The organism is Stenotrophomonas sp. Sm2128 (assembly GCF_030985535.1).
GTDB lineage: Bacteria > Pseudomonadota > Gammaproteobacteria > Xanthomonadales > Xanthomonadaceae > Stenotrophomonas > Stenotrophomonas maltophilia.
In genome coordinates, this window is sequence record NZ_JAPTFQ010000060.1 from 18,782 (window position 1) to 30,491 (window position 11,710).

Genomic DNA, 11,710 nt, shown 5'->3' on the forward strand with positions numbered 1-11,710 from the left:
GCCACGGCGCGTTCACCGTGGCAGCGCAGCGGCGCGTTCAGAAGGCCCGTTCCCATTTCAGGCTGAGCAGGCTGCGGTCGTGGCTGTACAGCCAGCCGACGTTGCTGTCGATGCGCGCGTAGCGCAGGCTCAGGCTGGGCACCAGCCCGGCCACCGCCAAGCGCTCGCTGCGCACGACAGCAATCAGGTTCTGTTCGCTGTCCTCACGCCGCGCCTCCAGCAGCGGGCTCCACGCATCGTAGTCGCGCTCGCGCAACGACACGAACACGGTGGCGGTGGTGCCCGTCCACTGGCGCGCCGCCCCCAGGCGCAGTCCACGCTGGCGGTAACCGTTGGCCGGATTGGCGGCGCGGCTGTCACTCAGGTCCAGCCCGGCAAAGAGGGTCCAGCGCGGGTTGAGCGCACGGAACCAGGTGGCATACACCGCGGCCAGCTCACCGTCGTAATTGCTGGCCAGGCCGCGCTGGCGATAGCGCTGGCGCTTCCAGTCGGCCTCCAGCCTGAGCAGGTTGCGCGCATCCAATGCATATTGCCATTCGCCATGCAGCCCGCTGCCGCCCTGCAGAGCCCGGTTGCCCAGGCCCTGGTAGTCATAGCTCGGCGCGATCTGCAGGGAATGCCGTGCGCTGCGCCAGCTATAGCCCGCCTGCACGCTCGCATTGAGCTCGTTGTAGGCGCTGTGCCCGCGCCATGCCTGGCCGAACGCAAGCGCGCGCACATAGACGCCGTGATGACCGGCCAATGCCCAGCGACGCTCCAGGTTGCCGTCGTAGTCCAGGCCCATGGCGCGCTGGGCATCGGGAAGATTGCGCTGGATGATGCAGGTGTCGCCCACCCCGAACAGGCAGGTGCGGCTGGCCGAGCTGCGGTTGATGTTGTCGCTCCATGCCGGGCCGGCTGCCAGCGCTCCTTTCCAGCGCCTGCGCGCCTGCAGTGCGGCCAGGTAGGCGTCCACCCGTCCGCGTACACCTGCGGTAGTGGGGTCGTCGGCATTGATGCCACCGGCGATGGCCGTGAACAACGCCTCCGCATCGCGGTCGCGCTGGTCCTCGGCATGGACACGTGCAAGCTCAAGGCGGGCCGGCAGGAAATCCGGCTGCGCCGCCAGCAGTGCTTCGTACTCGTTGGCCGCGCGGCGGTGATTGCCGGCCACCCGCGCCAGGCCGCCCTGCGCGTAGTGGCGCAGCAGCGGGTCGTGGCCGGGCAGTTCGATGTATTCGTCCAGGAAGCGCTGCGCTGCGCCCCATTGCTGATGCTGCAGCGACAGGTACAGCGCCTGGCCCAGATCGTCGACCGTGCGCTCCACGCGCAGGGTCTGACCGTCGATGGTGATGGTCGGTCGCGCCGACTCGGCCTGCTGCAGGCGCTGCTGGTCCTGCTGCTGGTGGCGCAGCTCGCTGCCCTGCTCCAGCACACGACGAAGATCATCCTGCTGGGCGCGCACATCGGCAGCCGCCAGCAACAGGATCACAAGGAAGATGGGATGGCGCATGGTCGATCCGTGGCGGTGCATGCAGCGGGCCGAAGCAGGGACTGGCGGATCGCGGCTTGTCCCTGCCCTGCCCCGTCAGGGGCGTGGCAATCAGTTCTTGCTGCCGCCGAAGGCGGTGTCGTACTGGCTGTTGCCGGCGAAGGTGGCGATGCCGCCCAGGGTGGCGGCGTTGGCGCCGAAGAACTGGCCCTGGGTGGTGCCGTTGACGCTGCCATTGACGTTGGCCGAACCGGCGAACGATGCATCGGCACTGTTGATGTTGGCAACGATGGCCAGGGTCAGGCCATTGCCGGACAGCGCACCGTCCAGGGTGCCGGCGCCGAAGTCGGCGTCGAAGGTGCCGCTCAGCAGGTTGCTGCCGTTGAACTTGTTCAGGCCGGCCACGGTGTAGGACGCCACGCCGGCGGGCAGCGTGGTGCCGGCGCGGTCGCCAACGAAGTAGACCTGGCGGTTGTTGAAGCCACCGGCGGCGCCATCCTTGGACCATTCGCCGAACCAGACATCACCACTGCCGACCTTGACGAAGTTGAAGTGGCCCATGCCGGCGTGGCTGCCTGGTGCGCCGGTGATCGGCATGGCCAGAGTACGTACCGTCACGCCATTGACGGTGGTGGGTGCCGAGTAGGCGCTCAGGCCCTGGAAGTCCACCGGCTTGGCCTGGGACACGGTACCGACACCGATGCCGGCCTTGCCAGCGCGGTGCGGGCCGCCATTGACCTGCGATTCACCAACCGCCACGTACAGCTCGGCATCGGTCCTGGCACTGGCGGCACCGACGATATCGGCAGCATGCGCGGCACCGACCAGAGCCAGCGAGGCGGCAACGGCGAGCACCGAACGGGAGATCATTTTCATGGTATTGCTCCTTGGTTGAGGGAACTACGGGTACAACGCTTGAAGGTGGGAGATCAGAAGCGCGCGGTGACGCCGAGCTTCAGGGTGCGACCCGCGGCTGGCAGCGTGGACCGCGTGGCTGGATCGACGTAGTAGCGGTTGCCGAGGTTGCTGCCGACCAGTTCGACGCTGGCATGCTCGTTGAAGCGCCAGCGCGCATAGGCGTCGACGGTGGTGATGTTTCCCCAGGTGAACGGTACGTTCTGCCAGAGCAGGCCGCTGCCACCGCTCAGCAGGCGGTCACGGTAGGCCTGCAGATCAGGGTTCTCGTGGCGCTGGTAGTGCACGATGCGGCTGCCCAGCTCCAGGCGCTCATCGAACAGGCGCGTGCCCAGCGACCCGTTGATCGACAGCCTGGGAATGGCCTGGGTCAGCAGGTAGCCACCGACGAAACCATCCTGCACGCAGTTCGGGACCAGTCCCCGGTTCGCGTCCAGGAGCACCGCCGTGCTCTCGTCACACACCTCGTTTTCCAGCGTGCGGGTGATGCCCAGGTCGGTGAAGAAGCGCCGGTTGTCGAAGCGGGCCTGCAGTTCGATGCCACGGATGGTCTGCTTGTCGATGTTGTCGAACAGGAAGTTGCCATCGCGTTCGATCACGTCACGGGTCTTGTGCACGTAGTAAGCCAGCTTGACGTCGGCATCGGCGGTGTTGCCGAACAGGGCCGACAGGTTGTGCACGTAGCCCACTTCGTAGTTGTAGGCGTGCTCGGGCTTGAGCGCATGCAGCGGATTGAGGCTGCCGGAGAAGGCGATGGTGCTTTCGAACATGCTCGGGAAGCGCACCGCTTCGCTGTAACGCACGTAGGCACGGGCCGCCGGGGACAGGTGTGCGGTGGCCGAGAAGGTCGGCAGCCAGGCATGGTCGCGGCGGCGGCTGTTGCGTCCATCGACCGGCTGTGACTGTACGCTGTTGCCGATGTTGCAGACTTGGTCGCTGCCGGCGAACACCGGCTGCACGCCGGGAATGGCCGCCACTTCGCCATTGAGGCAGGGATTGGCGGCGCGGGTGTAGTTGCCATCGGCATCGGGCAGCCAGGGCCGCGTGTACCGGACCGGACGCGGCGTCTCGTACGGTGCCAGCAACGCACGGATGCTGTCGTCGATGAACCAGCCCATGCCGCGCTTTTCCCATACGGCGCGGCGTGCTTCCAACGCGTCGATGCGGGCCTGCAGATTGGCGGGACGGGGCGGCAATTCGTTCACGGTGTACTGCGCTTCCTTGCCACCTACGCCCTTGGTCAGCAGCTCGGGGTGCGCCTCGAGGAAATCGTCAAAGGCCCAGTAGCGGCTGTAGCGCACGCCTGCATTGAGGGTGAGGAAGTCGAACGGCCGCCACTCCAGGGTGAGGTAGCCTTCACCCTCCTGGCGGCGCCCGGCACGCGGGAACATGCGCCAGCCATCGGTGGTGCCGAAGTACGGATCGCGGGACCCCAGCTTCTCGTACTGCCAGTTGCCGCCCACAGTCAGGTCCAGGGTCGAATGCAGCGCGAAGCGGTTGCTCAGGATCAGGCCGGTGCGGTCATTGCGCGCGTTGGCCAGCGCGGTGTTGCGCAGGATCGGGCTGGCGTCCGGATTCCACGCCGGATCACCCACTGCGAAGTTCGGGAAGCCGCCAGCGCTGTAGGTATCGCTTTCCGTTTCCGTGCGCCACAGGTTGGCGTACAGGTCCAGCCAACGACTGCCAGCGGGCTGGAAACGGTACTCCAGGTTCCACGCATCCGAATCGACCCGGCTGAGCGGCCACTGGATGCGACCGTAGTCCGGGGCCGACAGGATGCGCGACGGCATGATCTCGCCGTAGTGCGACAGCGTGCGCCGCCAGGTCGCCTTCAACTGCTGGTCATCGTTGATCTGCCAGCTGCCCTTGACCAGCCAGGATTCCTGTTCGCTGGAAGTATTGGGCACTTCATCGCCTGGCTTGAAGTAGCGCGCCAGTGTGGTGATGTAGTCGATGCCTTGGTACTCGAACTGCTCGCGCCGGTCCTGGTCGTAGTAGGCGCTACCGTTGGACCCGGAGAAGTAGTTGCCGCGCTTGCGCCAGGCATAGGCGGCCATCAGGTCGACGTTGTTGCCACGCACGCCCAGCGCCAGGCGCCAGGCCTGGTCCTCGCCATCGAAGGGGTTGTTGCCACTACGCGATTTCACCGGCACCACCAGGGTGCGGTCGTCGTAGGGTGAGTTCGGCGAGCCCTGCGGGAACCCCGGCACGGTACGGTAATCCTCGCCGGTGTGCAGCCGCGGCAGGCGCGGCGCCACCGCATTGCTGCTGCCTTCGATCTTCAGCTCCCCGCCGAAGCGCTCACCCGCTTCCACGATGTCATCGACGTCGATGGTCTTGATCACCAGCGCGCCACCGATCCCGCTGTGCACATCGCGCACCAGCCCTGGCCCCTTGATGACCTGGATGCCACCTATCAGGTTGGGATCGATGTAATTGCGGTTGCTGACGCCGTTGTAACCGCGCCAGACCGTGAGCGCCTGCTCACCACCGTCGATGCTGACCGGCACCCGCCCCGGCCCCTGGATGCCACGGATGTTGATGTCCAGCGCGCCGCTGTTGCGCGCATCGCCACTGAACACACCGACCAGATCCTTGACCACGTCGGCCGGGTTGGAGCCGCGGTAGCGCTCCACCCGGTCGCGCCCCGAATACGCCGTGGTCAGGTCCAGCGCGAACACATCATCGTAGCCGCGCCGATCACGCGCCTCGCCCCCTTCCGACTGCAGTCGACCGGCCACGTCCAGTGTTTCGGTCAGCCGCACCCCTTCCCCTTCACCCGCCTCCGCTGCGGCCCGCAGGCTCCAGGTGCCGTCCATGCCGCGCTGTGCGCGCACGCCACTCCCGCGCAACAGCTGCTGCAGCGCCTGCATCTGGCTGTACTCGCCGTTCACCGCACTGGAGCGGCGGCCCTCCACCAGGTCACTGCGGAACACCACCTGCGCATCGGCCTGGCGGCCAAAGGCACGCACAGCGTCGGCCAGGGGCTGTTCCGGAATCGTGTACTGGCGCAACGGCGCGACGACCGCCGGTTGCGCCTGCACGCCCGGCGCCCAGGCCAGCGGCAGCAATGCAGTGGAGATGGCCAGGGCCAGAACGGTGACGCGACGATGACAGGCGGATGCCGTGGACGGCATGGACAGGAACTCCTCAAGCGTGGCGGGACCACGGGCACATCCGGTGCCGGTGGCATGTCTGGCTTGAGGAGAAACGGTGTTTCGCTCTGGCTATACCTCTATAGACAGCGCGATGTGGCGATTGCCCACGGTTTTTTCATGTTTTTTTCATGCGACCGGTTCATCCGGGCATTGCGCGAGCCTCACCACACCACCAGCGCGCCGCCGGGCAAGCGCTGCACACGCAGCCCTGCCTGCGCGGCCACCGCATCGATGGCGGCCTCCGGTTGCTGCAGATGGAACAGACCACTGACCCGTACGTCCGCGCCCTGCCCGCCCAGTACCCAGACCGGTGCACGACGGTAGCGCGCGAGATCAGCGATGGCCTGCGCGGCCGGCTGATCGTCGATCACTACCTCGCCACGCCGCCACGGCGCCATCGTCTCGAGATCTTCCAGTTGCACCGGCCGCAGCCAGCGACCGTCACGGAACACCCGTGCCTGCCCGGCATGCAGGCGCTGCACGCTGCCATCGCCGGGGCGCACATCGACCACGCCCTCGCTGACCTGAGTCACGACCGTGGTGTCCTGCATCGACACGCTGAAGGCGGTGCCGATGTCACGGATCTGGCCACCGCCGGCCTCGACCTGGAACGGTCGCTGTTCATGCACCACCTGGAACCAGGCCTGGCCGCGCAGCAGGTGCAGGCGCCGCCGCTGGCCATCGAACTCAACCGCCAATGCGGTGCCCGCATCGAGTACGGCGGTGCTGCCGTCCTCCAGCTGCACCACGCGCGGTGCATCGCTGCTGTGCAGGTCACTGCGTGCCAGCAGCAACGCCTGCGGTGCGGCCGCGACCACCAGTACCACGGAGGCGGCACTGGCCAACAGCCACGGCAGGCGGCGGCGCGGTGCGATCGGACGCAGCCCTTGGCGATCAGCCGTCAGCCCGGGCAGTGCGGCCAGCACCTCCGGCCCAGCGGCATCCAGCCCCTGCCAGAAGGCCTGCTGCTGGCGCCATGCCAGCGCATGGCGGGGATCGGCCTGCAGCCAGCGCTGCAGGGTTCGTTGTTGGCGTTCCGGCAGCGGGCCTGCACTGCACCGGATCACCCAGCGCAACGCCTGCCTGGCCTGACGCGGCGAGGGTTCGGACGTGTTCATGGTTGTGGCCTGCCGCACCCCGAACGGGTGCGCCTTCCTGTTGTGACAACGGCGGGCGCGATCTGTCCACGGCAATCGCAGCTCATCAATGCACTCCCTGCTGATGCTGCTGGATCAACAGCGCCGCGCGCAGCACATGCTTGCCGACCAGGCTCTTGGAAATACCCAGCCGGGCGGCGATCTCGCGCTCGCTCAGGCCCAGGTAGCGGTTGAGCACGAAGCACTCACGCACCTGGGCCGGCAGCGCGAGGATGGTCTGGGTGATCTCGCGCAGCTGCGCCTGGTCCAGCGCCTGCGCCTCGCCATCGCGACTCGCCTCGGCCATGTCGAGGGCGTACTCGGCCATCGCACGCCGCTCGCGGGCGTCGGACTGGCTGCGGTTGAGCGCGTGATGGTAGGCCATCCGGTACAGATAGCCGCGCGGCTCCAGGATGGGCGGATCGCCGGGCACGCTGCTGGCCTTCAGGTACAGGTTCTGCAGGGTGTCCTCGGTACTGGCCGGGTCGAGATAGCGCGCGATGAAGCGAGACAACGCACGGCGCTCGCGGATCAGCAGCTCGACCAGCGCCAGGGCATTGGGAGACATAGGTGCCAAGGCCGGACCGGGGAATGATGGGCGTGATGGCGACGGTCCGGACGTGGATTGTGGGCTGCACGGCCGCAGGCGGCAAGCCGCGGCCGAGAGCCTCATCCACGCATGGCGTGGATCTACCAAGGCGCAGGTCCAGTAGATCCACGCCATGCGTGGATGGAAGAGTTAGGGTTCCTCCAGCGCCTCGAAGCGTTCGGCGAGGTAATCGATCAGTGCACGCACCGCCGGCAACAGGCCGCGTCGCGACGGAAACACCGCGTGCACGATGCCATGCTTGGGCACCCACTCCGGCAGCACCGTCACCAGCGCGCCACTGGCCAGTTCGTCACTGATCATCATCCGCGGCAGCATCAACAACCCCACCCCGGCCACCGCAGCGGTGCGCAACGCGATCATGTCATCGCTGACCAGCCGCGGTCGATGGTGCACGCTGGCCAGCACGTCGTCCGGCCCGGTGTATTCCCATACATGCTGCTGGCTGGGCGATGCCAGATCGACGGTCGGCATCATCGCCAGGTCGGCCGGCACCTGCGGCGTGCCCAGCCGCTGCAGCAGCGCCGGACTGGCACTGGTACACCAGACGCGACGCGCCAGCACGCGTACCACCAGGTCGCTGTCCTCCAGTGGCGGCGGCCGCACCCGAATCGCCACGTCCACACCCTCGCCCACCACGTCGACGCGCCGGTTGGTGGCGTCCAGCTGCACCGTCACCTGCGGGTGCTGGGCCAGGAAGTCGGCCAGCATCGGGCCGATGCGCGCGTGCAGGATCGCGATCGGGCACGCCAGGCGGATCGTGCCGCGCGGCTCGGCGCGCGACATCGCAATCGCTTCTTCGGCTGCTTCGGCTTCGACCAGCATCGCCTTGCAGTGGCGGTAGTAGTCCTGGCCGACCTCGGTGACCGAGAAACGCCGGGTCGAGCGCTGGATCAGGCGCACGCCCAACCGTTCCTCCAGCAGCGCGATGCGCCGGCTCAATTTCGACTTCGGCATGGCCAGCGCCCGGCCGGCCTGCGAGAAGCCGCCGTGCTCGACCACCATGGCGAAGTAGAACAGGTCGTTGAGGTCGCAACGGCGGATATCAGCGATGAACACGGGGCGATCTCCTGTGGCGCAAGGCGCGCACCAATTGTTCACCAGATAGGACTATGACGGCAAATATTGGCGTCTACCGGCCAAATTGTCGCGGCGATATCGTCTCCTGCAACGAAGAACAGCGGCCGGCAGCCCCGGCCAGGAGATCGCCATGAAGCGTGTCACCGGTACCTACAGCGCCCCGCGCCCGCACTGGGTGGGCGACGGATTCCCCGCCCGCTCGATGTTTTCCTACAACACCCACGGCCAGCACCTGAGCCCGTTCCTGCTGCTGGACTACGCCGGCCCTTATACCTTCGCCCCCAGCGATACCCCGCGCGGGGTCGGCCAGCATCCGCATCGCGGTTTCGAGACCGTCACCATCGTCTATGAGGGCGAGGTCGCCCACCGCGATTCAACCGGCGCCGGCGGCACCATCGGCCCGGGTGACGTGCAGTGGATGACCGCGGCCTCCGGCATCCTCCACGAGGAGTTTCACACACCGGAGTTCAGCAAGCGCGGCGGCACGTTGGACATGGTCCAGCTGTGGGTGAACCTGCCGGCGCAGGACAAGATGGGTGCACCGGGCTACCAGACCCTGCTCGACGCACAGATCCCCTCGGTTGAACTGCCTGAAGGCGCCGGCCGGGTGCGTGTCATCGCCGGCCGCTTCGACGGTCATGCCGGCCCGGCCCGCACCCACACGCCGATGGATGTCTGGGACATCCGCCTGCGGCAGGGCCACCACGCCGAACTGCCGGTGGCCGATGGCCGCACGCTGGCGCTGGTGGTGCTGAAGGGCACGGTGCGGATCAACGGCGGCCAGCCGGTCGGCGAGGCACAGCTGGTCACCTTCGACCGCAGCGGCGAGGACGTGTTCGTCGACGCCGACAGCGACGCCACCGTGCTGCTGCTCAGCGGTGAACCGATCGACGAGCCGGTGGTGGGCTATGGCCCGTTCGTGATGAACAGTCAGGCCGAGATCGCGCAGGCGGTCAAGGACTTCAACAGCGGCCGCTTCGGCCAGATCGCGCACTGATCGTTTCAATGCGGCGGGCATTGGCCCGCCGCACCTTCCGGGCCATCGCCCACCTTCTCCAGGAGACTGACCATGAGTACCCCCGCCAACTTCAACGGTGCCCGCCCGGTGATCGATCCGGACAACGCCGCGATGCTGCTGATCGACCATCAGAGCGGCCTGTTCCAGACCATCGGTGACATGCCGTTCACCAGCGTGCGCGCCCACGCCACCGCGCTGGCGAAGATGGCCACGCTGGCAAAGATGCCAGTGATCACCACCGCCTCTGTTCCGCAGGGCCCGAACGGCCCGCTGATCCCGGAGATCCACGACGCCGCCCCGCATGCCCAGTACGTGGCACGCAAGGGTGAGATCAACGCCTGGGACAACCCGGAATTCGTTGCCGCGGTGAAGGCCACCGGCCGCAAGCAGCTGATCATTGCCGGCACCATCACCAGCGTGTGCATGGCCTTCCCGTCGATCGCCGCCGTTGCCGATGGCTACCAGGTGTTCGCAGTCATCGACGCGTCCGGCACCTACTCGAAGATGGCCGAGGAGATCACCCTGGCCCGCGTGGTGCAGGCAGGCGTGGTGCCGATGGACACCGCCGCGGTGGCCTCGGAGATCCAGCGCACCTGGAACCGCGACGATGCCCAGCAGTGGGCCGAGGTCTACACGAAGATCTTCCCAAACTACCAGCTGCTGATCGAAAGCTACCTGAAGGCGCAGGACGTGCAGAAGAACCACGAACAGCTGGATTCGCAGCGCAGCTGACGCCATGCGGGGCGGTGCGCCACAGTGCCGCCGCCCTGCTGTGTCTTTCCTTCTTCCATCCTGCACCGGAGGCGATCATGCGTTGGCCAGTTTCCCCTGCAGCGGGCATCGCGGCGCGTTCGATGGGCGCGCTTGCCGCCCTGTTAGCCGCTGCAGCCGGCGCGGAAGAGATCGTGCCGTCACCACCCGCCATCGATCCGTGGCGCTACAGCGAAGACTACCGCTACCTGCAGGATCCGGCCTTCCGTTCCGGCGCCTGGTGGGAGAAGGGAAAATGGATGCCGTTCGGTGCATCCGGCAGCCTGACCGTCGGCGCCGAGTTGCGTGCGCGCTACGAGCACTACACCCGTAATGAGTTCGGGCACGCACCTGTCAAGCGCGACGGCAGTGCGCTCTATCGTGCGCTGCCGTATGCCGATCTGAAGCTCAACGAGCATGCCAGGGTCTTCACCCAGCTCAACCTGAACCATGCCCGTCGCGACGACAGCACCATCGGCCCGGTGGACGATACCGGCGCCGAGGTCCTGCAGGGCTTCGTCGATCTTTCGCTGCCCTCGCGCGACGCAGGTGCGACCTTGCGCGTGGGCCGGCAGGTACTGGCCTACGGCAGCGAGCGCCTGGTTTCGGTGCGCTATGGACCCAATGTCCTGCGCGCATTCGACGGTGGCCTGCTCGCGTGGCGGACGTCGCACTCCCGTACCGAAGCCTTCCTGCTGCGCCCGGTACGCAATGCCATGGGTTCCTTCAATGACCGTGGTGATCCGCAGCGGCGCGTGTGGGGCGTGTACACCACCTTCCAGGACCCCGGAAACCACCGCGATACCGGCCTGGATCTCTACTACCTGGGCCTGTCCAGCGATCGCGCCCGCTACGATCAGGGAGAAGGTGCCGAAACCCGCAATACGCTTGGCAGCCGTTGGTCGGGTCGTCGCAACGGATGGAGCTGGGACCTGGAGGGATTCTTCCAGTACGGCAGTTTCGCCGGCGCGCCGGTACGTGCGTGGTCGGTCGCCAGCGATGTGCGCCATCGCTTCGATGCGTGGCCGCTGTCGCCACGGCTCGGCCTGAAGGCCAACATCATCAGCGGCGACCGTGACCCCGACGATCGCGCGTTGCAGACCTTCAACGTGATGTTCCCGAAGGGCAAGTACTTCGGCGAAAGCGGCCAGGTCGGCCCGAGCAACCTGATCAACCTGCACCCCTCGCTGGAACTGGATCTGGGTGGTGGCTGGTCATTGGCCAGTGCAGCCGTCTTCTACTGGCGGCAGAGCGTGCGCGACGGCGTGTATGGCGCTGCCGGAAACCTGCTGCGGCCGGCGGGCAACAGCCGCGCCCGGTACATCGGCACGCAGGCGGATCTGGTACTGGGGCGCGAGATCTCCCGCCAGCTCAGCGTCGAAGCGGCCTATTCGATCTTCAGGCCGGGGCGCTTCATCCGGGACACCGGCCGCGCCGACACCGTCCATTTCATCGGCCTTGAGGCGCTCTGGCGCTACTGAGGCCGCGACGCCCCAACAACCCGCCGATGGCGGATCCACATCACCGGGGAAGCACTGGATGCCCCAGCCACCCCAGCGCCCCGCGGCGATTGCC

9 protein-coding genes are annotated in these 11,710 nt (G+C 67.1%); 3 read left to right on the forward strand and 6 right to left on the reverse strand.

What is annotated here, in order from left to right; translation table 11 throughout:
* Positions 1 to 37: 37 nt before the first annotated feature.
* The 6 genes from O0K41_RS15960 to O0K41_RS15985 form a co-directional block, all read right to left on the reverse strand.
* Positions 38 to 1,492 carry a porin family protein gene (locus tag O0K41_RS15960; protein WP_049450887.1) on the reverse strand — a complete coding sequence of 485 codons (1,455 nt, stop codon included), beginning with the start codon at positions 1,490 to 1,492 and terminating at the stop codon, positions 38 to 40.
* A gap of 90 nt (positions 1,493 to 1,582) precedes the next feature.
* Positions 1,583 to 2,347 carry a Slam-dependent surface lipoprotein gene (locus tag O0K41_RS15965; protein WP_049450888.1) on the reverse strand — a complete coding sequence of 255 codons (765 nt, stop codon included), beginning with the start codon at positions 2,345 to 2,347 and terminating at the stop codon, positions 1,583 to 1,585.
* A gap of 53 nt (positions 2,348 to 2,400) precedes the next feature.
* Positions 2,401 to 5,523, reverse strand: a complete 3,123-nt coding sequence (locus O0K41_RS15970) for a TonB-dependent receptor (protein WP_164222853.1) — start codon at positions 5,521 to 5,523, stop codon at positions 2,401 to 2,403.
* Between the two features lie 182 nt (positions 5,524 to 5,705).
* Positions 5,706 to 6,662, reverse strand: a complete 957-nt coding sequence (locus O0K41_RS15975; protein ID WP_049450891.1) for a FecR domain-containing protein — start codon at positions 6,660 to 6,662, stop codon at positions 5,706 to 5,708.
* An 85-nt stretch (positions 6,663 to 6,747) separates the two neighbouring features.
* Positions 6,748 to 7,248 carry an RNA polymerase sigma factor gene (locus O0K41_RS15980; protein ID WP_049450892.1) on the reverse strand — a complete coding sequence of 167 codons (501 nt, stop codon included), beginning with the start codon at positions 7,246 to 7,248 and terminating at the stop codon, positions 6,748 to 6,750.
* Positions 7,249 to 7,419: 171 nt separating this feature from the next.
* Positions 7,420 to 8,346, reverse strand: a complete 927-nt coding sequence (locus tag O0K41_RS15985; RefSeq protein ID WP_049450893.1) for a LysR family transcriptional regulator — start codon at positions 8,344 to 8,346, stop codon at positions 7,420 to 7,422.
* A 151-nt stretch (positions 8,347 to 8,497) separates the two neighbouring features.
* Between O0K41_RS15985 and O0K41_RS15990 the strand changes: the two genes are divergently transcribed.
* The 3 genes from O0K41_RS15990 (at position 8,498) to O0K41_RS16000 (ending at position 11,616) form a co-directional block, all read left to right on the forward strand.
* Positions 8,498 to 9,364 (forward strand): pirin family protein, encoded by an 867-nt coding sequence (locus O0K41_RS15990; RefSeq protein ID WP_049450894.1) that lies wholly within the window; start codon positions 8,498 to 8,500, stop codon positions 9,362 to 9,364.
* A 72-nt stretch (positions 9,365 to 9,436) separates the two neighbouring features.
* On the forward strand, positions 9,437 to 10,117 hold the full coding sequence (locus O0K41_RS15995) for a hydrolase (protein ID WP_005409868.1): 681 nt from the start codon (positions 9,437 to 9,439) through the stop codon (positions 10,115 to 10,117).
* Positions 10,118 to 10,194: 77 nt separating this feature from the next.
* Positions 10,195 to 11,616: an alginate export family protein gene (locus O0K41_RS16000; protein ID WP_164222856.1), complete on the forward strand. Its 1,422-nt coding sequence runs from the start codon at positions 10,195 to 10,197 to the stop codon at positions 11,614 to 11,616.
* Positions 11,617 to 11,710 lie beyond the last annotated feature (94 nt).

Excerpts from the sequence above, each read along its gene's own strand:
- O0K41_RS15995 (WP_005409868.1), top strand. The coding sequence starts at position 9,437 with ATGAGTACCCCCGCCAACTTCAACGGTGCCCGCCCGGTGATCGATCCG.
- O0K41_RS16000 (WP_164222856.1), top strand. The coding sequence starts at position 10,195 with ATGCGTTGGCCAGTTTCCCCTGCAGCGGGCATCGCGGCGCGTTCGATG.
- O0K41_RS15980 (WP_049450892.1), bottom strand. The coding sequence starts at position 7,248 with ATGTCTCCCAATGCCCTGGCGCTGGTCGAGCTGCTGATCCGCGAGCGC.
- O0K41_RS15990 (WP_049450894.1), top strand. The coding sequence starts at position 8,498 with ATGAAGCGTGTCACCGGTACCTACAGCGCCCCGCGCCCGCACTGGGTG.
- O0K41_RS15965 (WP_049450888.1), bottom strand. The coding sequence starts at position 2,347 with ATGAAAATGATCTCCCGTTCGGTGCTCGCCGTTGCCGCCTCGCTGGCT.
- O0K41_RS15975 (WP_049450891.1), bottom strand. The coding sequence starts at position 6,662 with ATGAACACGTCCGAACCCTCGCCGCGTCAGGCCAGGCAGGCGTTGCGC.
- O0K41_RS15970 (WP_164222853.1), bottom strand. The coding sequence starts at position 5,523 with ATGCCGTCCACGGCATCCGCCTGTCATCGTCGCGTCACCGTTCTGGCC.
- O0K41_RS15960 (WP_049450887.1), bottom strand. The coding sequence starts at position 1,492 with ATGCGCCATCCCATCTTCCTTGTGATCCTGTTGCTGGCGGCTGCCGAT.